The sequence below is a fragment of the Cyclobacterium sp. genome (genome assembly GCF_014762705.1).
Taxonomy (GTDB): domain Bacteria; phylum Bacteroidota; class Bacteroidia; order Cytophagales; family Cyclobacteriaceae; genus Cyclobacterium.
Window position 1 is genome coordinate 13,069 of record NZ_JABURL010000079.1, and the last position, 24,219, is coordinate 37,287.

Sequence of the window (24,219 nt, forward strand, 5' to 3'; positions counted from 1 at the left end):
CTTATCTAAGGCTAAGTAGGTAATTCATTAAATCGTTGAACTGTTCCTGATTCAATGTAGTGCTGAAATAATCGGGCATCAGGGTAATGGTGGAGGCGGTTTGTTCGGCAATATCGTTTTTGGGAACCGAAAATTCCTGTCCGCTCTGGTCTGCCATCACGATTACCTGCCCTTCCTCCCGTCTGAAGAGCCCGGAGCGGGTTTGGCCATTTTTGAGTTTTAAGGTATAGGTACGGAAGTTTTCGGAAATGTTTCGATTCGGATCCAATACTTTGGTAGCCAGGGCAGTTAGCCCCCAATTGCCAATGCCGTCCAATTGGGGGCCGATCATGGCTCCGCCTTCTTCAATCCGGTGGCACATGCTGCAATGCTGCTCATACAATGTCCGTCCGGAGAGTACTTGTCCATTGCCTTGCTCAAAGTTTTCTACCCGTTCTGCAATCAGCTGCTGCCTTTCTTCGCTGATAGGTAATAAATTTTCCGTCAGCAGTTGAAAAGCTTCTAGTTGTACCTCCGAAGCATTGGCCAGGAAGTTTTCTTCTACGGTTCTTTGTTTTAAAATTCTGGCAGGTGCTTTTCCAGCTCTTATGATGGCTATCAAGTCACTTTTCCCTTCCCTGTTGGTAGCAAGTAGGGCTGCGATGGTTTCCTGTAATTCCTGTGGGGCATTGTTCATTCCCTCACCGAGTATTTCCCTGGTTTGTTGGCTTTGATCCATATTCAGGACCGTTGCTATCTTTTGGCGAAAACTCAAGGTGTTTTCAATATTGTACAGGTTTTTTTGCAGAAAGCTGGCCTGGCTTTTGGGTTCGGTTTCCATCAAGGCTCTGGCGGCAGCAATGCGGACATTTTCGTCCAGATAATTTTTATCGACCAATGATTGAAGGCGAGGAATGTGGGATTTTATTCGTAGCTGTCTGGAAATTTCAGTGGCGAAATTCAACTGATCAATTTCTGATTCAGACCAGTTGTTGGATTTGTCCGTTAAATCACTGAGTATTTTATCGCTAAGGGTTAGATTCCAGTTTTTGACCGGTTCAGGCCAATCCATCCCCTGAAAGGTTAATCCCTGGTTCAGGGCTTTAGCTTTCTGGTAGTCGAATATACCATGACTCTTTAATTTTTGGGCAAGCTGAACCACCATTTCCATTCTCGAGGCTGGAAGATTACTTGCTATGGCTGTGAGATAGGGCAGAACCCGTTTTTCAGGAGGGCTTTGGTTTTGCAGGTAGCGCAACAAATACTCCCCTGCTATTCGGGATTGCACATCTGAAAAAACCAGGGCTGTCATTTCCACCTCCTCACCTGTCCATGACTCACCAGCCAGAACTGTAGCGATTTCCGCTTGCTGTGCATGCCTGAAAAGGGCATGTTTTAGCGCATACTTTAAATGACTATCCAGATCATTGGTTTGGAGCAGGCTGCTCATTATGGGCCGGACCATGGCCGGGTCATGGTGTATGATTAGGTTTTCGGCTGCCACCCTTCTGATATGTGCCTGATCATCTTCCAATCCGTTTCGGGTCCATTCAAAATGTTGGGGACTGAACTCCCGGCGGTCGCCAAGAATTCGGTGTGCATGAATCCTCACCAATAAATCCGGGTGTTGCAGGGCTTTTTCCAGGTTCTCTCCATCCAGTTCCTCTAACCGGTGAAGTGCCCATAATCCCTGAACCAATTGTCTCGATGGCGTTTTTTTATGGTTGACAATTTTCTGAATGGCAGGCAGTGCTTCCTTTCCGTATCTGTCTACCAACTCATCCGTAGCCACCATTCTTGTGTGTAGTACCCTGTCTTTCAAAGCTTCGATTAATCTTGCCATGCTTGCCTGAGACCAATCAATGACTTCTTTTTCCTGTCCATTATAGGTGATTTTCCAAATTCTTCCGCTGTTTCGGTCCCTTTCAGGATGATCCAGTGGCACCTCATAATGGCCGATGATGCTGTTGTAAAAATCAGCGATGTAAAGTGCTCCATCAGGACCTACCTTAATATCCACCGGCCTGAACCAGGGGTCCTTGCTGACCAAAAAATCAGCTTGTCTGGTAGCTTTTGGACTGGATCCGTTAAAACTTATGGTACTTCGACTGATCCTGCAGGTGACCACATCACCGGAATAAAAGCTGTTTTGATAAGCTTCCGGAAATTGATTGTCCGTGTAATAAACAAGACCTGACAAGGCGGTGGAATTGAGTCCGTAGTCCATCATGGTGGGGGCAAATCCCAGGTTAGGTTCCTTTTTGCCCCATTGGGTATAATTTCCATCCTTGATCAGCTGATAAATAGGCAGGGTATGGCAATCTGCAGAATAGTGGTAGCCCAATTCGTCCAGGTCAGACCCGAAGGGATTGATTCTTCCATCGCTGGATTTTTCTACCCGGTTTCCATCTGCTGTAAACCGGAAGGTATTACCCGATACCATTCGGATGGAATCTCCATCATTACCGGCAATAGTGGAAACATTGCTGAACCCATGAGAGGCATGTATCCAACCATCCAGGCCCCTGAAAAGGTTATTGACCATGCCATGGGTATCTTTGGTTTCGAAAGGCCCCAGCAGGACCTCCCTTTTATCAGCACGGTCATCCCCATCCAAATCATAAAACCGGTAAATGTTGGGAATGCTGAATCCTATTGCCCCTCCTTTTATAGGTTGGATACCAATGGGAATATTCAGGTCATCAGCAAAATGAGTGATCTTATCCGCCTTCCCATCACCATTGCTGTCTTCCAAAATACTAATCCGGTCGCTTCCTTCTCCTTCTCCAGCTTTAATGGGATATTCCGATGACTGACTTACCCAAAGCCTGCCTTTTTCATCAAATGCCATATTGATGGGTTTACTGATATCAGGCTCAGATGCAAATAGGGTAACTTCAAAGCCAGGGGGAAGGATGAAATCAGCCTTCTCCTCCTCAGGACTTTGGAATTTTGTGGTTCTGACATGCTCGGCATATATGGGATCAGGACTTTCTTCTACGTAGGTAGAGACCTGTTCCCGGGGAAGTTCCACAGTTGAAGGGGCTGGTTTGGGTTGCTGGCAGGCATGTAGTACCAACAGCAATCCTATTAAAGGTAATTTTTGGGTTTTCATTTCGCAATGCTGAGAAAAAGGTAATAATCCTTTCAACATAAGCTTTATTCCTCAAACATACAACAAACCGGGATTTCCTTTTTATTAATGGTAAAGAAAAATGAACTTTTTCCTGTTTTAATTGTCGCTAACTCCTGTCTTTTGTTGTTTTTAAAAGGCCTAATCCTGAACTAAAAAATACAAAGCCCAATACGAAGAGGACCAAAATGGTTTTCCAGTCAGCATCTTCAGGTACTAAAAAAAGGTAGGACCCGTAAACCAATGCGCCTAATCCGAGTATGGTCAATAAGGGTCCAAATATGCGTTTAAAATTCATAACAATTTTTTAAAACTTAATTCTCAAAAATACTGCCAATGTTCCCGATATCCCAAAGTCAACCAGGTAGAAAGGCGAAAACCTTTTTGCTTACAAATTAAAATGACATACAATACAACAGTGCAACTTGCGTCTGAATCCGCATCGGCACCCACTAAAAATCAGTATCCGGTTCTTCCAGATTTAACCTTTGGACCCAGATATTCCGGAATAAGACTTCATGTCCCTCTGCCTGAAGTTTTATTCCACCAGGGCGGTTGGTAATGCCTTTTCCACCATCCCTGCCTCCGTCCAGACCGGAATTGGCTCCTCCCCATACTTGCGAGATAGATTCGTTTTCGTGGATTTTTTCTCCATTGAAGTAAATGGTGGTCATGGCCTTTTCAGATAGGTTTCCGCTATCATCAAATCGGGCGGACCGAAAGCGAATATCGTAAGCATTCCATTTTCCGACACCGTTATAAACCCTGTAGGGGGCTGCTTTTTCATTGATAATGGCGGCCATTCCGTGGTCTGTACTGTCACCATCCAGGATCTGAATTTCATAACGGTTTTGCAGGTATACGCCACTATTTCCCCCTTCCTCTTTGATCAAGAACTCCACATGAAGCCTGAAATCAGTGAATTTCTGCTTGGAAACGATATCTGCCGCTCCATATTTTCCTCCTGCACCGGCAGGGTCATTGGAGCTGACAGCTGTACCTTTCTCTACCGGGTCGGGTACAATTTCCCATTTGATGGGGAGTTCTGCAGCCAACCTGGGGCCTTCCCAATAGGTCCAGTTTTTATGAAGGGACCGTTTTTTACCGTTAAAGAGCTGGTCTGCATCTTTTGGGGCTTCCGCACCCACACCGACTTGGGCCCATGAAGGCAAGTTGATTAATACACCCAACAAAAGCAGGGTCAGAGATTTGATCATATAAGTCATCGTAGCTTTTTGAATAATTCTATGGGAAAAATAGGAATGCATAAATTATTGATGCACATCCCTTAACAAGTCATTGATTGTTTTAACAGGATTAAAGGTAATTAGAGGTACTTCCACAAATATGGAATTCCAATTGGCCATAGAACCATTCCAAAGCCCCGGTAATTCCTGGGCTTTTAAGTCCCTTCCACTTTTTGATTTTTGTGTAATAAATCCGGTTTTTGGATCCCTGAAATCCATCAGATTAAATGCATTTCCCTTATAGTCTTTAATGCCACAGACCAAATCGGTAGGGTTAAAGTGGGTAGAGGATTTGAAAATTTTCTCCTGTGAGGCATTGTTGAGGTCAAGCTGCGCGGTTTCAGCAATTTGCAGGGAAAAGGATCCGTCTGCTTCTTTTACCCAAAAAGGACCTCCACCTGGCTCTCCCGTATTTTCTACCATTCCACAAACCCTGATAGGTCGATTGAGTTTTTTTCTCAAATGCGCTGCTCTTTCCTGCAGTGTTTTTGAAGGGAAGGAGGGGGAGAGTTTGCCGCCAATTACTCCGGTGAATACTTTGGAAGCCCTTTCAACGGTAACTTCATCTACGGCCAAATCCAGGTCTTTGAGTGCATTAAAGGCCTTTTCCTGTGCATGCAAGAGTATGCCTCCGATCGCTTTTTTATAGGTAGTGGTGGTGTCTTTTAGCCGGTCTGGAACAACATTGTCAATATTCTTGATAAAAACCAAATCAGCATCTATGTCATTGAGGTTTTCCAATAAGGCACCATGGCCGGCAGGTCTGAAGAGGATCGAACCATCTTCTTCCATAAAAGGCTTGTTCTCCAAATCCACGGCAATGGTGTCCGTAGACTTCTTTTGTTGGGAAAAGCTGATGTGAAAATGGACACCAAATTTACTTTCCATTGCGGACTTTACTGTCGCTACTTTTTCCTCAAATTTCTTTTGGTGCTCGGGAGAAACAGTGAAGTGAAGTCTTACCGTTTTGCCTTTACCTATACCATATTGTGCTCCTTCCACAAAATGTTCTTCTACTGGTGTCCGGCTTCCATCTGGATAGTTGTGAAATTTTAATAAACCTTTGGGTAAATTACCATAACCCAAACCCTTGTCCTCCAACAGATGTGCAATGATGGTGGAATATTCTTTGTTTTCCAGGGTTTCTTTCAGGCTGCTGCCGGCGCTCTTCAGGCTTTGATCCAAATCCTCATAAAAGGCAAATGATTTGATTTCCGAGATGAATTTTTTAACAAAATCATCCTTATCCAGGGATGTATCATTTTTTTCCAGAAAGGAAAAAAGGTTTTTAAACATTCTGCTGGCCGCCCCGCTGGCCGGGACAAATTTAACAATTACCATCTCACCGGATTTGGCCTGGTAATCATCCAGGGCTTTTTGCAGGCTTGTCTCATTTAGTTCGATTATGCCATCACCTATTTGAGCAGCTTTTTGGATGTCCAGAAAAGGGAATCCGGATTCAAAGTTGTTGATTTGCTCTTCCACTACTTCCAGAGGCATGCCTTGTTTCTCGATTTGTTGCTTTTGATCTTTGGTTAACATGGATTGAAAAATGAATTAAAGGTTTTAAAGACTTTCCAATATAGCAAATCCATTCGTCAAAGGCCCAATATATTGAGGATAAAATCTGGCAGGGCAATTAATTTGGTACTTAATAAACCTCTATTTTGGGCATTTATACCAGCTTAATTCAGATATGAACAATTAAAGATAAACATTTTAACTGCATTTGGCTTTGAATAGCTATAGGATCTAATTTTCTGACCTGCATGGGCAGGCTAAAAAAACCTGAGGCTGTCGTGATAGCTGTGAAAAATGACAGCATGACTGAGAGGAAAGTGAAAAGATTATCGGAAATAATACCAGGAGAAGGAGTTAAGATTCTCATATGAGTACCATGAAAAAACCAAAACCCCAAAAGGCCTGCCTGGTTTGTGGCCGGCCTTTTACCTGGCGAAAAAAGTGGAAAAAAGACTGGGAACAGGTGAAATATTGCTCCAAAAAGTGTCAATCATTGCGGCCAAAGCCCCAGGATAGTCCAGCATGAACATCTGCCCGGTTACTGTTGGCAATTAAGCCTGTAACCAAGGAATGGCTACCCACAAAAAAGCCACCATATTGCAAACCAAACCCTCCAGTCAGGCCAGCAACCTGATGTTGCATCCAGGGAGAATATATTTCCAGTTTGCCCAATATCAATCTTGGGGTCAATACAAGCAGATCAGGACCGCTTAATTGCTGGTTTCCATTTTCATTTGCCATTCTTTTTTGCGCATAAAGAGATACCTGAAATTGTTTTACAGGGCTAAATTCTACATAAGCTGCCAGAAGTTGGGGTAAGTTGATCTTGGTAAGAGAGCTCTCCCTGTCAATGGTAAAATACCCGCTGTCAATCAATTGCTGTTCAATGTCAGCCACATCTCCCTCTAAATTATCAATTCTAAAGAATTCATTCTGGGGAATGTTCATGGAATAATTGCGTGTTATTTGATCCTGTGGGGCTGTCATGCTTCCGAGGTTTTTTAGGGATAGCCCCGTATTGAGAAAAGTTCTCCCAAACGTTCTTAACTGGTAATTTACCCCCAGGTCCATGGCAAAACCGTTTGGCGAAAGGCCCTGCCACAGGTTTTGATCAAAGGCATTGCCATTGTTGCTGTCCCACCTTTCGTCATAAGACAAATTTAGGGCTCCAGTGGCATTCGTCAGACTGATTTGGTCGGATTCACTCACCAGAGTGGCCTGGATTTCATCCAATCCCAAATTGGCGTAGGTGCCGGGAAACAGGGCTTTAAAATGACCCCCAATTGATAAAGCATGTAAATCATTGTCTATCAGGCTGGTTCCAACCATTAATCCCAACTCCATCCACCCTATGGTATTGAGGCGTTGGTTATAAGGTATATTCAGTACGGTTTGGCTGTTGTTTCCCGAGATACTCTCTGTCACTATTGCATCGCCCAGATCGGGGTTGAAATCAATGATATCTGCCTTACCTTTTAACTGAGATGTGAAACCAAAGGACCACTTGTCTATCCGAAGGCCAACAGACGGACCCATAATTGAAAAATCTGTTCTTAGGTTAACTGGTTCTGAGATATTTTGAAAGATGGTTTCCCATTGGTCGGGATCATCCAAAATATCCTGATAGGATAGAACGTTGTTGCTTAAAGACGCATCAGCAGAGAAAAAAGTCACTTCAACTTTCTTTGAAAGGCTGTTTAATTCCGCCGGATTCATCAACGCATTGACCATACCCTTGCGCTGGCTGTTTTGAATTCCATAAAATCCTTGTTGGCCCAGCACAGGTAGCGTTGTGATAAATAAAAAGTAAATGAGCGCTGCTTTTTTCATGTTTTACTGCTGATTGAAAGCTTTTACAGATGTCAAAAATTTCCCAAAATTAATTATTTTAAGGGAATTAATGATAAGGTTTGATGAAAAAATAGCGTAATTTGATCTCACTTGAACTTGCTTTTGGTTTTGAATGACTTTTGCTAAAATGTTGAATAAAATACAATGGCTTGCTGCAGTTTGCTTTTTAAGTAGCTTCGTTTCCATGCAAGCTTATTCGCAATCCTCTGGTTCCCTGTTTTTGTCTACCGGAATACAAGATTTTACGAGCAGGGATCAGGGTTTTTCGCCCCAGAAATACTCCGGTATTCGAAGCATGAGCACCGCCATCTTTCAGCTACACAAACCACAAAAAACCGAGTTATTTCAATTTGATTTTGCCTATGGACCTTTGGAAAACAGGATAGGCAATTCTATGAATGCAATGACCATTGGATTTTTGACCTATACCTATTACCATAAAAGAAAAACTGGGGAGAAAAACCTCCATTGGGGATGGTCCAACCAGAATCTTTTCAACATCAGAAGTCACAATGGTTTTTCAAATTATAGCCTGCGATACGATTACTTTACATCCTTAGGTCCATCAGTACGGTACATCATGCCTCTCCAATGGAAGGGGCAGCATTTCGAATGGCATACCTTGTCCCACCTGCAGGTTGTGGGGTTTCAAGTCAAATCCGGGTATATTGGTGCCAACCCCGATGGTTATTCCGGGGAAAATACTACCATTGGTAATTTTTTTGAGAGCATGGAGCCTTTTATTATTGGGAAAGACTGGAACTTTGGGTTGACTTCGTCTTTTTATTGGGAACTTCCTTCGGAAAATAAGCTTGGCGTAAACTACAGGTTGGATGTTTCAGGCCTGCAAGGGAGCCAGCCTGTAGCAAGCTTTGGGAATGCTTTGTTGTTGGTTTTAAAGGTTAAATTATGGTAAAGCGAATCAGGTTGTTTTTTCTTTTTCTTATTGTTTTTTCCTCCTGTGAGCAATGGGTCATGCCCCAAGATCCTGGGTCGGGGGCTGTGGAGGTGTTTGACCAATTGTGGGAGGATGTGTATGCAAGGTATTCATTCTTTGATCATAAAAATCTGGACTGGGAGCAGATCCGGGAGGAGTACAGGCCGGAAGTCAATGCGGAAATGGGCCAGCTAGAGCTGTATGAACTTTTAGCTGACATGTTGTTTGAACTCAGGGATGGGCATGTCAACCTGAGTACTGGGTTTAACCGAAGCAGGAACTGGGAATGGTATCAGGAATTTCCGGTCAACTATGATGAAAATCTGATAGAGGAGTCCTATCTGGGAAAGGATTACTGGATAAGTGGTCCATTACAGCACCAAATGCTGGATGATATTTTATATGTCAATTACCGGTCTTTTGCCCAAAGTATTTCCGAATCCAATCTCCAGATTGTGGTGGAAAGAGCCAGAAGAAGCCGGGGGGTGATCATTGATGTAAGAAATAACGGAGGGGGTAATTTAAGCAATGCATCCCTTTTGGCTTCGGCTTTTGCAGAAGAAGAAATGGTGTACGCCAGACAGAGGATTAAATCGGGACCTGGAACAGGTGATTTTGGCTCCTGGGAAGACATGAAAATCAGCCCCCGGGAAGATGGGACCTATCTTGGACCGGTGGTGGTATTGACAAACCGCAGGTCTTACAGTGCCACCACTTTTTTTGCACAGATGATGAAGGTGCTTCCCAATGCCATTACACTGGGAGACCAAACCGGAGGGGGAGGAGGCACCCCTGTCTTCGGAGAATTGACCAATGGCTGGACCTATCGGTTTTCAGCTACCCAAACCATTGATCTTGAGGATAGACAATTGGAGGACGGAGTCCTGGCAGACCTAAGGGTTGACCTATCTGAATTGGCCGTGAGCAGAGGGGAAGATAATCTGATAGCTACGGCTATTGCCGTAATTCGCAGCAATAATTGAAATTTTGCCCCTTATTCAAACTGGAAAAAATTACAAGTTTGCTTATCTTGTACCACTTATAAATCAGTATTGGGTTTTCGAGATTGTTGGTATTTGATTCAAATGATTTGGAAACCTTATTTTTATTTTAAAAATAAACAGAAAAAGGATGTTTGCGAATCAAGTTGACCTGTCACTTTTTAATGAACATTTAGAGGATAAAACGCTGCAGGCTTATTTTAACCGGGTAGGTTATTCCGGAGAAAAGGAGGCTACCTATTCCACGCTGGAACTGCTGCATTACCTGCATCCTCAGGCAATTCCCTTTGAAAATCTCAACCCGTTTTTGGGTATTCCAGTGCAGTTACAATTGTCTGATCTGATAAAGAAAATGGTTTTGGAAGGAAGGGGAGGCTATTGTTTTGAACAGAATATTTTGTTTGGCCATGTATTGAAAACCATGGGGTTTTTGGTAAGAGGGCTTTCTGCCAGGGTTTTCTGGGAAGTGCCGGAAGGAGAGGTGAAACCCAGGGATCACATGTTGTTGCTGGTGCAGGTAGGTGGCAGGAAATATATTGCGGATGTGGGTTTTGGCGGATCATCATTTACAGCTCCTTTGTCCTTGGATCAGATGGAGGAACAGCTCACTCCCCACGAAAAATACAGGATCAATAAAGTAGATGATTTTTTCTATTTGGAAATAATGATCCGGGAGGAATGGAGGCTACTTTACCGTTTCAGCCTGGAACCACAATTACTCCCGGATTATGAGGTGGTCAATTGGTATCTTGGCCATCATCCCGCATCCATGTTTGTTACTTCATTAATGGCAGCTCGCTGCATGCCATGGGGGAGATATGCTTTGTTTAACAATCAATTCACCACTCATCGTAAAAATGAAGCAAGTATAAAGCAAACCTTAACGGACATCAGGGAGTATAAAGCACTGTTGGAGGAAGTTTTTCTGATCCAGCTGCCGGACCATGAAGGGATGATGGAAAAGTTAAAAAAAGTTGTAACCGAAGCCTGATCCATTTTTCCGGTCTTTTTGAAGGAGTTTACTATTTATGAAAAATTATTTAAGGGTTTCGTTCCTTTTGCTTTTGGTACTTTGTTCGGTAATGGAAGCTAATTCCCAGGGATTCGTTAAACGTTATCTCAACTCCATTGTCAACGATACCAGCGATATTTCCAAGCCGCAATTCCTGATGTACCCTACCCTGGCCTATTCCCCCGAAACCAGTTGGGAGATAGGCTTCAGCACCCTGTATGTATACTACGCTGAAAGAGACACAGTCAACAGGTTGAGTGAGATCAATGGCTTTACGTTTTTTACCCTTGAAAATCAGTATGGTTTATGGTTTGATCATGCCAACTATTCTCCAGGTGACCGTTGGTTTTTTTTAGGTCGTATCAGGCTGCAAAGTTTTCCTCTCTTGTATTACGGAATCGGAAATAGCAGTTCGGCCGATTACCTGGCAAGAGTTGATGCCAACCAGATTTTGATCAAGGAAAGGGTATTGAGAAAAATCAAAGGCAACTTGTTTTTTGGATTGGAAATGGATTGGCAAAAACTTAGCCAGGTGAAATTTTTGCCCGCGGAGTCAAACCCTTCATATGAGCTGCCATTTGGGTATCAGGGAAGTTCAAACCTGGGACTTGGGCTAGGTTTGGTTTATGATGACCGTCACAATGTCTTGAACGTGAGGGATGGTTTGTTTTCGGAATTGGCATTGATGCGGTACAATCCCTTCTGGAGCAGTTCATTTAACTTCACCACTTTGCTTTCCGATACCCGGTATTACCAGCCGGTTGGGGAGAATAATGTATTGGCGGCGCAATTGTTTGGCCAATTCAATTCGGGGGAGGTTCCTTTTAATCAATTGTCCCTTATGGGTGGGGAGAGTTTAATGCGGGGCTATTATACCGGTAGGTATAGGGACCAAAACCAATTGGCGGGACAAATTGAGATGCGGTTCTTACCCTTCCCGCTTGGCTTTACCGATAGACTGGGTGGGGCAGTCTTTGCCGGAGCAGGACAGGTATTTCCCAGCTTGGCAGCTTTTGATTGGAATAAAATGGTATGGTCTGCCGGAGGCGGGCTTCGTTTTTTGATTTTTCCTAAAAAAGATATTTATACCCGGTTAGATGTGGCTTTTACTCAGGAAGGCACTGGTTTTTACTTCTTTATCGGAGAAGCGTTTTAAAAATAATTTAAAAAAAATTGCAGTGCGCAAAGGAACTGCTTTCAGGATTGTTTCAAATCAATTTTGACTAATCATGTGATAGTCAAGCTTGTAATCTATCCGAGGATTGCTCATCCTGCTTTTTTTTTTGATATCTTCCGGCATTTGTCCCACCTTCCAGTTTGCGGGTTTTCGGTATTTGCCTTCTTTTTTGAAATCTTCGAAAGTTTCAGGGTCATCTTTAGCATCTCTGATGGCCTTAATAGTGTAGAGAAGTCCCAAGCTGATGCCTAATGCCACAAACAAAAAGGTGTAAGTTTCCATGATCTGTTAATTTTAAAAAAAAAGGCTTTTACCAATAGATTTAGTTTAACTTAATTGCTTCTTTCAATCAGAAGAAATATATTATAATTCAAAATTAATAAAACTTTATTACATATTTAAGTAAAAATAACTTGTTTTTTAGATAAAATTTTTGTAAATATAAAATAGTATTTTGTTGTATTATTTTTGTATTTCGTGATCACCAGCAAGAAAGATGCGCTTCATCAGACATATAGGTTGAAAAATCCTTTTTTATTGATTTTTTTTCATCTGGAAATTCCACTTTAAATATTTGGCTGTAGGGAGTAATATGTATAGATTTATTTTATCGAATGTTGTTAAAACAATTTTATGCCAATTTCTCGTTTGATTCTCATTGTTTTTTGTTGCTCATTTTTTTCATTTCCAATTTGGGCAACAGACATACATGAGTCATTAGCCGGGGATGATACTGCTTCCGGAAGCATAGGTGAGCCACTGAGATCCATGGCAGGAGCCCAACAGTATATTAGGAAATTTGATGCTCAGGTTGAGCGCCTTTCAAGCCCTTAAAACCCGTTAAAGAAAGGAGAAGATGGTTAAATCAGTGCAGAACTGACGGAAGGGATGGCCCGGGATGTCCGTTTTACCGTATTTAACTGGAAACCTGAAACATCCATTTGTTGGGTTTTATAAGTGGGTTTTAATTTTATCTATTAATTTTATGCAATCAAACAATAAACCTGTAAACAATGAATAAGGAAAGAAAGAGCCTGCTATCTCGCAGAAAATTTATGGGAACCGGTCTGCTTGGTGCAGCAGGAATGGGAGTGTTGCCACATGTCAGCGTAGGTAAGGCAGGACAAAATGAAATAATTAGGGATGAAACTTTTCGTTTGGGCTTTATTGGGCTTGGGAGACAGGGCAATGGGTTGTTAAACAGTTTTATATCCCTTCCCAATGTGGATGTAGTAGCAGGATGTGATGTATATGCAGCCAAAAGGCAGCGGTTTCTGAATAAAACTCAAGCCTATTACAAGGAAAACAAGCGGGAAATAAAAGTGGAGGTTTATGAAAATTACCATGACCTATTGTCCAGAAAAGATGTAGACGCTTTGGTCATAGCCACACCTGATCACTGGCATGCCTTGATGGCCATTGATGCCTGCAAAGCAGGAAAGGATATTTACCTGGAAAAACCACTCACTTTTACCATTAAGGAAGGGCAGGAATTGGTCAAGGCTGTTCGGGAAAATAACATCGTTTTGGCAACGGGGAGCATGCAAAGGTCCTACGCTAATTTTCAGCAGGCTGTCCGGATGGTTCAAAAAGGAAGAATTGGCCAGATAAGCAAGGTTTATGCCTGTGTTGGAGGGCCTCCCAAGCCCTTTGATTTGCCAAAAGAGGAGGTTCCGGAAGGGCTGAACTGGGATCTTTGGTTGGGACCTTTGAATGCTTCCATTCATTTTAATAATGAACTCAATCCTCCGATTTCCCTGAATCCTCCCGAAAATGAAAAAATCTGGGGAGGATGGCGTTGGTACAAAGAAACCGGGGGTGGACTGACCACAGATTGGGGAGCCCATATGTTTGACATTGCTCAATGGGCTATAGGAATGGACAGAAGCGGGCCAATTGAAATTATTCCTGCGGGATACCAGGATACAGAATACCTGACTTTTAAATATGCCAATGGGGTGACCGTCACCGAACAGCCTTTTGATGACAAGGAAAGCAGGGGCTGCAAGTTTTTTGGAAAAGACGGTTGGATAGAAGTTTCCCGCTCTCACTATGAAGCATCAGATCCTTCTCTATATCAGGTTCTGGATGAGGGAGAAAGCCTGCAGGGCGGCGGCGGCAGGGCCCACCACATCGATTTTATGGAATCTGTCAAAAGGAGAAAAGATCCCATTGCCCCGGTGGAGATCGGTCATAGCACCTGTGTTACCTGTAACCTGGGAAATATTGCCTATGAACTGGGCAGGCCATTAAAGTGGAATCCGGCGAAGGAACAGTTTGTGAATGATCCGGAGGCAGAAAAACACCTTCACAGGGCTTACAGGCCAGGTTATCGCCTTTAATTTAATCATTAAGCGGGATTTAAATGTCCCGCTTTTTTTTCAGGCTGAGAATTGCAGCTATTTGGCAATTGTTAAAAAAAAAATCAATTCCATCATTTATCCATTTCCACCACTTTGTTTCCTCCAATATATATTTCGTTGATTTCCCGGGTGTTCCGGATATCTTCAAGAGGATTGGCATCCAAAATGATAAAATCAGCAAAATGGCCCGCTGACAAAGTTCCCAAACCTTCCAATTCCAGATATTCGGCTACATTTTTGGTGGCAGCAACAAGGATTTCCATGGGAGACATGCCCGCATCGGCCATCATTTCCATTTCCAGGTGTTCAAAGTATCCCATAAATCGGGTGGGTACACCGCTGTCTGTTCCAAACACAATGGGCACACCGGCGTCGCTCAATGTTTTCAGGTTGGCATAGGCTGTCGGCAATTGTTTTTTATAGGTCTGTCCATTGCTGTTAGCCGCTACACTCGCCTGCCTTTCCGGATCCAGAAGGGGTTGAATGGTTTCCATAAGATAAACTTTTTGAAAAAAGGGATCCGAAAAAAAGGCAGCCGTATCTTCATAGACATAAGTGGAGAGTTCGCGTGTAAGGGTGGGGCAGTACCCGATATTTTTTTCCCTGATCAACTGGATGAAGGAATCGTCCACGGGTAAGTCCCTTACACTGTGTGCCAGCAGATCCGATCCGGCTTCCAATAACTTTCTGCTGTCTTCCAGATAATAGGAATGGGTGGCGATTTTGTATCCAAGTTCATGGGACCTGCCGATCACCGCCCGGTACACTTCTTCAGACATTTTTGTGGCATTACCCAGATTGTCATCCACCCGAATCTTCATGAAATCTACCCCCATTTCGTGATTTTCTTCAATCATTTTTTCGGCTTCGGCCGGCGTATCTCCCGTGATGACTGCGCCTGCGATAAATAACCTTGACCTATTCTGGGGGTTTTTATCATTGAGGTGTCGGAAAGAAACCGCCTCTTCCTGATCCCCGCCGAGGCTGACGACAGTTGTGATGCCGTAGGTTGCATATATGGATAAATTTTCAGCAAGGTTTTCAGCGGAATAATGGCCTCCAGATATACCCTTTACATCCCCCACATGACCATGGCCATTGATCAGTCCAGGGATAATGGTTTTGCCCGTAAGATCAATCACATGGGAATGCTCAGGAATTTCTACTTCTTCCCTGGACCCGATGGCTATAATTTGATCCTCCTGAACCAAAAGAATCCCATCTTCGATTGGGGTAGCACCGCTGCCATCGATGATCTTGGCACCTGAAAAGGCAGTGAAGGCGGCTTCCTCCTGTATATCATTTTTGCAGGCAAGGAGGCATAAAAGTGAAAGGCCGATTAAGGGATAAATTTTCATGATTAAAAGTTAGTCAATTTTTTGGACTTATCCATTGGGTGTAATGCTGGCCAAATTATCTGCCTGATAAACTTTAAGGAGTATTATTGATTGTCTCCCAGATGGTGTCTAAAAACCGGAAAGCGATAAGGCTTTGTTCAGGGTTTTCTCCCATGCGGACCAAAACCAGGTTTTGGGAAGGCACAACACACACATATTGACCATCCCTGCCCATTCCACAAACCATGTCAGTTGGACCATTGGGGATAAAACTTCCCAGAAAAGGAGATTGAATCCCGGGGACCATAAAACTATCCATCCCGTTGAGCCACCAAAGGTAGCCGTAGCTTTCATTCAGTTCCTGAGACGGTGCCAGCATGGCTTGAAGGTAGGCCTTATCGCTGATGATTTCCTCGCTTCCCCACATTCCCTTTGCCAGTATCATCAGGCCAAACCGGGCCATGGAGCGTGCATCGCTGAAAAAGACCTTGTTATACCCTATTTCCTGCCAAAAACCAGTCATGCCTATTTTAGCACCTATTTTTTGTTGAAAATACTCCGATAAACCCAATCCGGTAGCCTGTTCAAGGATGGGGTCCAACAGGGTATACGGAGCATTGTGGTAAGCCCACCTTTGCCCGGGATCTGTCAGGTACTGCAGGTTTTCAGGAGCATAATCATCGGAGTTGCTTATACCGTCATCCAGTCCGGTGGTCATACTCAGGTGGTGGCGGACCTGGATGAGGTTTTCTTTTTCCGCCGGCAGGCTGCTCCATCCAGGCCCAAGGATTTCGCTGGTGGACTGATCCAGGGATAGTTTTCCGTCCGCTTGTGCTATGCCCGCCAAAGTAGCGGTAAGTGTTTTTCCCGCCGAAGCCCAGTACCAGGCTGAGTTTTCCTGAAAGGGCTGATTACCGGCCAGTCTATTGCCAAAGTAGTACTCCAGAGCAATCTTTCCATCCCTAAGAATGATGAAAGCCCTGGTGCCTTTTTGGGCGAGCAATTGCTCCAGCTCCTCTAACTTTTCTTCCTCCAATCCCAAACTGGTAGTTTCCCAATTTCCCGATTGGAGAGGCGGAAAATAAAGGTCAGCAGCGGGAATAGGTTCCGGTGATGGTGCCTCTTGGCAGCTACAAAAAGCAATGACTGAAAAAATGAAAAAGAATGGATAATATTTCATATCAAACTCAAATGGTTCCCATAAAAGTAAGGACTCTTTGTGGAATTGATATCATGTAACAAAGACATCAAGTCAGCTGGACAGGGAGGTGATATAAATTCCGGGTGAAAGGTAAGGCAACATTGGTTTGGTAGTGGTTGCAGGAGCAAGAGTTACCGAAGCGGACTTGTCAGTTCGCAATATTTGAGAATAGTTAAATAAGGGATAGGATTGAATCCCGATTTTAGAATTTAGATTTCAACCTCAACAATCAATCATTGTCCAATATACTGCCAGGTAATGGTTCTATTGGGCGACCAACGCCACCTGATAAATGGTAAAAAATTCAGGCTCCTGATCTAATAGGTTAACGTTTTGCCTGGCCCACAAACGGTTTTTTTCATCCACATGGGTAGGGGTGAAAAGAGGGGGGCAGTGACCAACTTTGCTATATCCTCCTTCTGTTTCTCTTACCAGAAATTTCAAGGGATTTAATTGGGAAATGATTTCCGTTCTTTCCTCCCGGGTAACTGTGCCAGGGGTAGGGAATTCTTCAAGAGAAATACCGGAGCGATAAAGCATCAGCCCTTTATTATGGATGCTGAAAAAGCCTTCCACTACCCCGGCCATTGGTTTTGGGGTATCATAATCTTTTCTTCCCCCAATTGGATATCCGGGATTGAGGATAAACTTATCAAAGGGAATGCCTTCTATGGACAAACCATTCCCCTGTTGGCTCAGGTCATAGGTATGAAACAAGGTGTCCGTTGCAAAAACAAATTGAACGGTCAATCATCCGCATTCCAGTAGGCCATCCGCTCACAGCTGCTGACTTCCAGACTGTAGAAGCCGAATTCCTCGGTGACCTTTCCCTTGATCAGGTAGATGCCGCGGCCCTTGAAGGGTGTCTTTTTCACTACCGGGGGGAAATGCACCGTATCGATCCAGTGGCCCTCGCGGTCGATAAAGGTGCCAAAATTCATCACTTCCCCCTTTACCGTCCGGGTGTATTTGACGGTGACCAGGTAACCGACCAGCTGCACCCGTCTGCCCAGAAATTGCGCCATTTCTCTGGCTGCAATGCCACGGACCTGCTGTTCCTTTACCAATAGAAAAGGGGAGTCCAGGGGGAATTCCAGGATCTCCAGCTGGTCGATGATCTCCTGCCTTATATCGGCAGCTTCCAGCACAGGTGGCTGTAGTTCCCGGAATCCGACTTGTGCAAACAGCCGCTGGCTACCGCCCGCAGGAGTCTTTTTGCGGTGCAGGATAAAATGGGCCTCCCAGAGGGTTTCCTGCTTGCTCTTGCCGGTGAAGCGGAAGCAGCCTATCCGCACCAGTATCAGCAATTGTTCCAGACTGATGTCTACCCGGGAGACAAAGTCCACCAGGCTGGTATACAGCCCTCCCTGTTGCCTTTCCTGCAGGATTTTGATCACACTTTCTTTTTGCAGGAACTTCATGTGCACAAAGCCCAGGTACACGGTTTTGCCCCGGATACAGCTGAGGTTTTCGCTTTCATTGATGTGCGGGGCCTGTATGTCGGCACCGTTCATGCGGAGTTCATGAATGTAGAATTCGGTGTGGTAAAAGCCACCGAAATTATTGATAACGCCCACCATAAATTCCAGGGGAAAATGGGCCTTGAGGTACAGGCTTTGGTAGCTTTCTACGGCAAAGGAAGCGGAATGGCCCTTGGCAAAGGAATAACCGGCAAAGCTCTCGATCTGGTGCCAGACCTCTCCCGTAACCTTTGGGTCACGGCCCTTTTCCCGGCAGTTGGCAAAGAAGCTGTCCTTTACCCGTTGGAATTCATCTTTGGAGCGGGACTTGCCGCTCATGCCCCTCCGCAACACATCGGCCTCGCTCAGGGAAAGACTGGCAAAGTAATGGGCCACCTTGATCACATCCTCCTGGTACACCATGATGCCATAGGTTTCGGGCATGATGTCGCGGAGTACGGGATGGGCCATTTCCCTTCTGGCAGGATTTACATGCCGCAGGATGTACTCCCGCATCATGCCAGAGCGGGCCACTCCGGGGCGGATGATGGAACTGGCGGCCACCAGTTCCAGGTATTCGTCAGCTTTCATTTTGGCCAGCAGCATGCGCATGGCCGGTGATTCCACATAGAAAGCACCGACGGTACGTCCCTCACGCAGGTGTTGTTTGATTTTGGGATCTTCTTTGAAAGTGGCTACCTGGCGGATATCCACTTCTTTGCCCTGATTTTGGTAGATGATTTCCAGGGTACTTTTGATATGCCCCAGGCCTCTTTGGCTGAGGATGTCAAACTTGTGCAGGCCTATGTCCTCCGCCACATGCATGTCGAAATGGGAAATGGGGAAGCCTTTGGGTGGTAGTTCCGTTGCGGTATAATAATGGATGGGTTTGTGGGCGATCAGCACTCCTCCGGCATGGATACTGAGGTGGGAGGGCATGTCCCGGATCACCTGACTGTAGTGGTAGATCAGCTTGCCATACTGATCAGGTCTATAGTTGTTGTGTTGCAGCTTGTCTCCATGGTATATCAGCGATTCGATTTCAGATTTGGGCAGACCAAAGACTTTTCCCAATTCCCGAAGGACAGAGTTGTACTGGAAGGTATTGAAGGTGGCCAGCAGGCAGACATGCTCACTTTCGGGGCGGTTGTATTTTTTAAAAATATAGCCGGTCATTTCATCCCGGTCTTTCCAGGAGAAGTCCAGGTCAAAGTCAGGGGGATTTTCCCGGTACAGGTTGATAAAACGCTCAAAATACAGGTCCAACTCGATGGGATCCACGTCCGTGATGCACAGGCTGTAGGCCACGATGCTGTTGGCTCCGCTGCCACGGCCCACATAGAAGAAGTTTTTTTTTCGGGCATAGTTGACAATGTCATAGTTGATCAGGAAGTAGGAGACAAAGCCTTTTTGCTGGATCATTTCCAGTTCTTTCAGGATGCGCTTTTCTTTGGTTTCGTCCAGGCTGCCGTAGCGCAACAGGGCACCCTTAAAAGTTTCCTGCCGCAGGTAGTCAAAGTCATCCCAGTCTGAGCCCAGGATATCACGCTTGTTTTTTACCGCCTGGAAATAGAAGGAAAACTGGCATTGTTCCAGCAGTTTTTGGGTATTGTAGATCAGGTAGCTGTGGCCCTCGCTGCGGGCCACCATGTCGGCGTAGCCGTAAAACCGATCGGATGGGTCTCCCTGTTCTGAGAGAGGTAATTTGCTCAGCAGGGTATTGCCATCCATGCAGCGAAGCAGGCGGTGGGCGTTGAAGTCGGTTTTGCCGGCAAATGTAGCCGGCTGCAAAAGGACCAGCCGGTCTTTGTGCTTTGCCCAGGGGCTGTAGGGCAGCCGCTTCAGCTGAGAGGGGTGCAGCCCGATGTACTCGTTTTCACGAAGGGAAAAAAGCACTTCTGAAAATGGGTAAATGATGAAGGCATGGTCCATGGCCGGGGCCCTGTCGGAAAAAGGTTGTTTGTGGACCAGGTGATGGGAGAGGTGGAGGTTCAGCTCATAAAAGCCTTCCTGATTTTGGGCCAGCCCGATGTACTGCTGTCTGACGCCATTGCGGAAGTCGATGCCGACTACGGGGTGGATCCCGTTTTTTTGGGCTTCCCGGATAAAGGGGAAGACCCCGGAAGTGCTGTTGATGTCGGTCAGGGCCAGGGCGTCGAGTTTGTGCTTTATGGCCTCCGCTACAAGGGCTTCCACGGAGAGGGTACCATACTTGAAACTGTAATGACTGTGGCAGTTGATGTGCATTTTGTTTATTTAATTAACATTATTAGGTTAATAATATAAACATTAAAAAAGATTTTTATGAGTGAGGAAGCTGTTTTTTTTTAAAGTGAAATGTTGAGGGTCCGGTGTGGGTTGATTAAAACTATCTGATTAATTGATATGTACACCGTGACTCAAACCAAAGTCAGGAAACAATTGATATTAAAAAATTATATACAATACATGCTTTTAACAGGTAAAAAAAATATTTTTATAAACGGTTAATATATAATTTTTGGTATTTTATATTTAAAATAACAAAATAATATTAATAATTAAATATGTTATTTTTTAATAGGTACAAAGTAACATATTTAATTCTGTATTATAGTTTAAGTTCATTATAATTAATTAAATTATTGATTATACATTGTGTTAAATATTTTTTATATTGATTGGACGAAATTAAGTCAATGCTGATCAAGCCTATTTAGCTGGGATTTATAAAAGACCAACAGCTTCGTATTCCCACTGCCCACTTTATTGTTCCAAAAAAATCAGATGACTTTCGATTGAAAGGAAGGATGCCTGTGGTATTTTCTTCGGTGTTTTCAGTTTAAGTCAGCCCTTGGGGCATTCGTTTGCATTTCAAAAATTAACATCAACCTAAACCCACAAAAATCATGAAAACAACTGTATTCAGGCGATTTGATAACTTGTTAAAAACGCTGTCTTTGGTGTTGCTACTCCAATTATTTTTTATTGGATGCTTAAGTGCCCATGTGGCAATTCCTTCGGGAATAGCTGTGAATCTGGACATTGCAGTTTCAGGCACTGTCACCGACACCAATGAGGTTCCCTTGCCGGGGGTTACCGTTACGGTTCCGGGCACCAATAGAGGAACTGTCACCAATCTGGATGGTAAATATTCCCTAACCGTCCCGGATAACGCCGAGCTGGTGTTTTCCTTTATTGGTTTTACTTCCCAGACCATACAGGTAGGCAACCAAAGTACCATCAATGTAGTATTGGAAGAAGACATGGCTTCCCTGGACGAAGTGGTCGTGGTAGGCTACGGTACCCAGAAAAAGGCCAATATGACGGGTTCTGTGGCTACGGTTGGTGCGGATGAAATCATCAAACGACCATTGACCAATGTGGCAGGACTACTGCAGGGTAAAGTAGCCGGTCTGCAGGTTTCTTCCCATTCCGGAAAACCCGGAAGTGAAAATAATTCATTACGGATCAGGGGTTTAGGTACTTTTAGCTCTGCTGGAAGTGAACCACTTGTTCTCATCAATGGTATTGCCGGTGACATGACCAATTTGGATCCCAATGATGTGGAATCGGTCTCTGTTTTGAAAGATGCAGCATCAAGTGCTATCTACGGTGCCAGGGCTGCCAATGGAGTTATCCTGATTACTACCAAGAGGGGTAGTGAAGGAGCGCTTACCATTGATATACACAGCAATGTGCAGGTGCATCAGCCTACCCGCTTACCCAGGTTACTAAGCAATTCTGCCGATTACATGATGTACTGGAATCAGGGAAGGCAAAGGGCCGGAGGCCAGGTACCCTATTTCAGCCAGGAGGAGATCGATGCGTTCAGAAATAACCCAAATGATCCCATTAATTATCCCAATTTTGATTGGATAGATCATTCTTTCAATACCGCGGTGGCAAACATGCAATCGATACGGGTAAGTGGTGGCACGGAAAAAACAAGCATTGGGTTATCATTAGGTTATTTTGATCAACCTGGTCTGACCAGTCTGTATGAATTTAAAAAATACAATGCAAGGTTAACAGTTGATTCAAAAATTAATGATTGGATAACGGTAGGTGGTGATATTCAACTGGTTAATAAAGACATACAAAGAAGTAATTGGGACAATGGAAACATTGATTACCAGATTCTGGCCATTTACGGAGCAGGTCCCAATTATACTCCTACCATGACCCTGCCCGACGGATCTACTGGTTACGTGGCAAGGTACAGTTCAAATATAGGCGAATGGACTGTTAGGAACCCGGATGCGCAGGATGCCAGTGGCATTCAAACGGATATTAATTACAATGTATTGCCTCAGTTTTATGTGGAGATCAAACCAACGGAACACCTCACCTGGTATACCAAAGGAGCCGTGTCTTATGACAACCGGGCACTGAAAAACCATGAAACCCCGGTGGACAATTATTTTTTCAAGGATGGCTCCTATGCCCACAATAATTCTACCTGGCAATTGGGCGTCAGGGAAACCTGGAATACCGGTTTATGGACCACCTTTTATTCCACTTTGAATTACCGAAGGCTTTTCAATGAAACCCACAATGTCAATATTTTGGCCGGCTACAATCAGGAATACAGTTCCAACCGGCAGCTAAGGGGTTCCAGGGTACATTTCCCTACCAATACCTTGATGGAATTGGATGCGGGAGCACCGCTGGACCAAAGCACCGGGGGATATTTGCAGGAATGGGCCATCATGTCCTTGTTTGGACGCGCCATGTACGATTATAAGGAAAAATACCTGGTAGAGGCCAATATCCGTTACGATGGAACCTCCAGGATTTCTCCGGATAACCGTTGGGGAGTATTTCCTTCTGTCTCTGCGGGATGGAGGGTCTCTCAAGAACAATTTTTGCAACTAAATTCCTGGATAGATGAGTTTAAAATCAGGGGATCCTGGGGGCAATTGGGCAACCAGAATGTTGGCTTATATCCTTTTCAGGAAGTTTTGACCACCACTTCTTATCCATTTAATACGGCTCATCCCGGGGCACTTGTAAACCGCCTGGTAGATCCCAATTTGAGATGGGAAACTACCACTATGGCTGACGTTGGGTTCGATCTTTCCTTAAAAGAGGGCTTGATCAATGTTACCTTCGATTGGTTTGATAAGGTGACGGATGATATCCTGTACAATGTGCCTATTCCGGCCAGTGTGGGACTTTCCCCGCCCACTGTGAATTATGGCAAGATGAGAAACACCGGCATCGAGCTGGAATTGGGATCCATGAAACGATTTGGGGAATTTGCCTATAATGTCAGCGTCAATTTCTCCACCTTCAGAAATGAAGTATTGCGTATCCTTTCCCCGGTTTATGGCAATTTCACCATTCAGGAGGGGCTTCCTTTTAATTCTCATTTTATGGTTGAATGGGACGGTATTTTCCAAAATGAGGAAGAAATCGCGAATAGTCCCCAGCACCAATTTAACCCCAAACCCGGCGACTTGAAATTTGTGGATCAAAATGGAGACAATATGATCAATGCTGATGACAGGGTAGTAATGGATGGGGCCTATCCCCGGTTTCACTATGGAAGCACAATCAACCTCTCCTGGAGGAATTTTGATTTAAATGCCTTTTTTCAAGGTCTGGAAGGCTACAAGCAGAGCACCCAGGGTTTGTCATGGGGCCTGGTGCCATACATACAAGGCTCGCCTCCTCCTTTGGATTTTATCGAAAACATGTGGACCGGAGAGGGATCTACCAATGAACACCCTGCCATGTATATTTCTGGCTATGCTCCTGTGACAGGTACCCGAAACTCCTATTGGTTACTGGATGCATCTTATCTGAGGTTGAAAAACCTGGCGATAGGATACAATTTGCCTGATCGTTTAAATGAAAAATTAGGGCTTAGGTTTTCCAGGGTTTACATGTCCGGTGACAATTTATTCACCATCACGGACTGGCCGGGATCAGATCCCGAAAGAGCCAATACCAACTGGTTTCAGGCTTATCCACAGATCACCAGTTATACTTTGGGCCTGAAAGTTTCTCTTTAAT

At 44.4% G+C, this 24,219-nt stretch carries 16 protein-coding genes; 7 read left to right on the forward strand and 9 right to left on the reverse strand.

The features are described from left to right. Position 1: 1 nt before the first annotated feature. From HUJ21_RS14750 to HUJ21_RS14760, 3 genes are all read right to left on the reverse strand, one after another. On the reverse strand, positions 2-3,133 hold the full coding sequence (locus HUJ21_RS14750) for a PVC-type heme-binding CxxCH protein (RefSeq protein ID WP_291371064.1): 3,132 nt from the start codon (positions 3,131-3,133) through the stop codon (positions 2-4). Positions 3,134-3,564: 431 nt separating this feature from the next. Beyond that, entirely contained in the window at positions 3,565-4,329 is a 765-nt protein-coding gene (locus HUJ21_RS14755) for a DUF1080 domain-containing protein (protein WP_291371066.1), read from the reverse strand. A 54-nt stretch (positions 4,330-4,383) separates the two neighbouring features. Continuing rightward, positions 4,384-5,901 carry a DUF4301 family protein gene (locus HUJ21_RS14760; RefSeq protein WP_291371068.1) on the reverse strand — a complete coding sequence of 506 codons (1,518 nt, stop codon included), beginning with the start codon at positions 5,899-5,901 and terminating at the stop codon, positions 4,384-4,386. A 355-nt stretch (positions 5,902-6,256) separates the two neighbouring features. Between HUJ21_RS14760 and HUJ21_RS14765 the strand changes: the two genes are divergently transcribed. Continuing rightward, positions 6,257-6,406 (forward strand): DUF2256 domain-containing protein, encoded by a 150-nt coding sequence (locus tag HUJ21_RS14765; RefSeq protein WP_291371070.1) that lies wholly within the window; start codon positions 6,257-6,259, stop codon positions 6,404-6,406. On the opposite strand, the gene HUJ21_RS14770 is transcribed toward HUJ21_RS14765, so the two are convergent. Next, a complete protein-coding gene (locus HUJ21_RS14770) occupies positions 6,367-7,710 on the reverse strand; it encodes a DUF5723 family protein (RefSeq protein ID WP_291371072.1) in 1,344 nt (447 codons plus the stop codon). The two genes, HUJ21_RS14765 and HUJ21_RS14770, sit on opposite strands and share 40 nt — an antisense overlap. A 148-nt stretch (positions 7,711-7,858) precedes the next feature. Between HUJ21_RS14770 and HUJ21_RS14775 the strand changes: the two genes are divergently transcribed. From HUJ21_RS14775 to HUJ21_RS14790, 4 genes are all read left to right on the forward strand, one after another. Further along, positions 7,859-8,647 (forward strand): hypothetical protein, encoded by a 789-nt coding sequence (locus tag HUJ21_RS14775; protein ID WP_291371074.1) that lies wholly within the window; start codon positions 7,859-7,861, stop codon positions 8,645-8,647. Further along, positions 8,641-9,651 carry a S41 family peptidase gene (locus HUJ21_RS14780; RefSeq protein ID WP_291371076.1) on the forward strand — a complete coding sequence of 337 codons (1,011 nt, stop codon included), beginning with the start codon at positions 8,641-8,643 and terminating at the stop codon, positions 9,649-9,651. The genes HUJ21_RS14775 and HUJ21_RS14780 overlap by 7 nt, the downstream gene beginning before the upstream one ends. A gap of 148 nt (positions 9,652-9,799) precedes the next feature. After that, on the forward strand, positions 9,800-10,660 hold the full coding sequence (locus tag HUJ21_RS14785) for an arylamine N-acetyltransferase (RefSeq protein WP_291371078.1): 861 nt from the start codon (positions 9,800-9,802) through the stop codon (positions 10,658-10,660). A gap of 37 nt (positions 10,661-10,697) precedes the next feature. Beyond that, positions 10,698-11,837, forward strand: a complete 1,140-nt coding sequence (locus tag HUJ21_RS14790) for a BamA/TamA family outer membrane protein (RefSeq protein ID WP_291371080.1) — start codon at positions 10,698-10,700, stop codon at positions 11,835-11,837. A gap of 57 nt (positions 11,838-11,894) precedes the next feature. Here the strand turns inward: HUJ21_RS14790 and HUJ21_RS14795 are convergent, their stop codons facing one another. Continuing rightward, positions 11,895-12,140 carry a hypothetical protein gene (locus tag HUJ21_RS14795; RefSeq protein WP_291371082.1) on the reverse strand — a complete coding sequence of 82 codons (246 nt, stop codon included), beginning with the start codon at positions 12,138-12,140 and terminating at the stop codon, positions 11,895-11,897. Between the two features lie 731 nt (positions 12,141-12,871). Here HUJ21_RS14795 and HUJ21_RS14800 point away from each other — a divergent pair. After that, positions 12,872-14,200, forward strand: coding sequence for a Gfo/Idh/MocA family oxidoreductase (locus tag HUJ21_RS14800; protein WP_291371084.1), 1,329 nt, complete (start codon positions 12,872-12,874; stop codon positions 14,198-14,200). Between the two features lie 92 nt (positions 14,201-14,292). Here HUJ21_RS14800 and HUJ21_RS14805 read toward each other — a convergent pair whose 3' ends face one another. From HUJ21_RS14805 to dnaE, 4 genes are all read right to left on the reverse strand, one after another. Then, the gene (locus HUJ21_RS14805; RefSeq protein ID WP_291371085.1) at positions 14,293-15,579 is read right to left on the reverse strand and encodes an amidohydrolase family protein; all 1,287 of its coding nucleotides are present in this window, start codon (positions 15,577-15,579) and stop codon (positions 14,293-14,295) included. Between the two features lie 73 nt (positions 15,580-15,652). Continuing rightward, positions 15,653-16,738 (reverse strand): serine hydrolase domain-containing protein, encoded by a 1,086-nt coding sequence (locus HUJ21_RS14810; protein WP_291371087.1) that lies wholly within the window; start codon positions 16,736-16,738, stop codon positions 15,653-15,655. A gap of 285 nt (positions 16,739-17,023) precedes the next feature. Continuing rightward, complete coding sequence (locus HUJ21_RS14815; RefSeq protein WP_291371089.1) at positions 17,024-17,509, reverse strand: hypothetical protein; 486 nt, start codon at positions 17,507-17,509, stop codon at positions 17,024-17,026. Then, positions 17,506-20,466 carry a DNA polymerase III subunit alpha gene (dnaE, locus tag HUJ21_RS14820; RefSeq protein WP_291371091.1) on the reverse strand — a complete coding sequence of 987 codons (2,961 nt, stop codon included), beginning with the start codon at positions 20,464-20,466 and terminating at the stop codon, positions 17,506-17,508. Before dnaE ends, HUJ21_RS14815 begins: the two co-directional genes overlap by 4 nt. 641 nt (positions 20,467-21,107) lie before the next feature. On the opposite strand from dnaE, the gene HUJ21_RS14825 reads away from it, so the two are divergent. Beyond that, entirely contained in the window at positions 21,108-24,218 is a 3,111-nt protein-coding gene (locus HUJ21_RS14825; protein WP_291371093.1) for a TonB-dependent receptor, read from the forward strand. Position 24,219: the final 1 nt, after the last annotated feature.

Bases quoted from the DNA above. Each gene is read 5' to 3' on its own strand.
- HUJ21_RS14775 (WP_291371074.1), top strand. From the start codon at position 7,859: ATGTTGAATAAAATACAATGGCTTGCTGCAGTTTGCTTTTTAAGTAGC.
- HUJ21_RS14790 (WP_291371080.1), top strand. From the start codon at position 10,698: ATGAAAAATTATTTAAGGGTTTCGTTCCTTTTGCTTTTGGTACTTTGT.
- HUJ21_RS14800 (WP_291371084.1), top strand. From the start codon at position 12,872: ATGAATAAGGAAAGAAAGAGCCTGCTATCTCGCAGAAAATTTATGGGA.
- HUJ21_RS14780 (WP_291371076.1), top strand. From the start codon at position 8,641: ATGGTAAAGCGAATCAGGTTGTTTTTTCTTTTTCTTATTGTTTTTTCC.
- HUJ21_RS14805 (WP_291371085.1), bottom strand. From the start codon at position 15,579: ATGAAAATTTATCCCTTAATCGGCCTTTCACTTTTATGCCTCCTTGCC.
- HUJ21_RS14810 (WP_291371087.1), bottom strand. From the start codon at position 16,738: ATGAAATATTATCCATTCTTTTTCATTTTTTCAGTCATTGCTTTTTGT.
- HUJ21_RS14770 (WP_291371072.1), bottom strand. From the start codon at position 7,710: ATGAAAAAAGCAGCGCTCATTTACTTTTTATTTATCACAACGCTACCT.
- HUJ21_RS14825 (WP_291371093.1), top strand. From the start codon at position 21,108: ATGAAAACAACTGTATTCAGGCGATTTGATAACTTGTTAAAAACGCTG.
- HUJ21_RS14750 (WP_291371064.1), bottom strand. From the start codon at position 3,133: ATGTTGAAAGGATTATTACCTTTTTCTCAGCATTGCGAAATGAAAACC.
- HUJ21_RS14755 (WP_291371066.1), bottom strand. From the start codon at position 4,329: ATGATCAAATCTCTGACCCTGCTTTTGTTGGGTGTATTAATCAACTTG.
- HUJ21_RS14760 (WP_291371068.1), bottom strand. From the start codon at position 5,901: ATGTTAACCAAAGATCAAAAGCAACAAATCGAGAAACAAGGCATGCCT.
- HUJ21_RS14795 (WP_291371082.1), bottom strand. From the start codon at position 12,140: ATGGAAACTTACACCTTTTTGTTTGTGGCATTAGGCATCAGCTTGGGA.
- dnaE (WP_291371091.1), bottom strand. From the start codon at position 20,466: ATGCACATCAACTGCCACAGTCATTACAGTTTCAAGTATGGTACCCTC.
- HUJ21_RS14765 (WP_291371070.1), top strand. From the start codon at position 6,257: ATGAAAAAACCAAAACCCCAAAAGGCCTGCCTGGTTTGTGGCCGGCCT.
- HUJ21_RS14785 (WP_291371078.1), top strand. From the start codon at position 9,800: ATGTTTGCGAATCAAGTTGACCTGTCACTTTTTAATGAACATTTAGAG.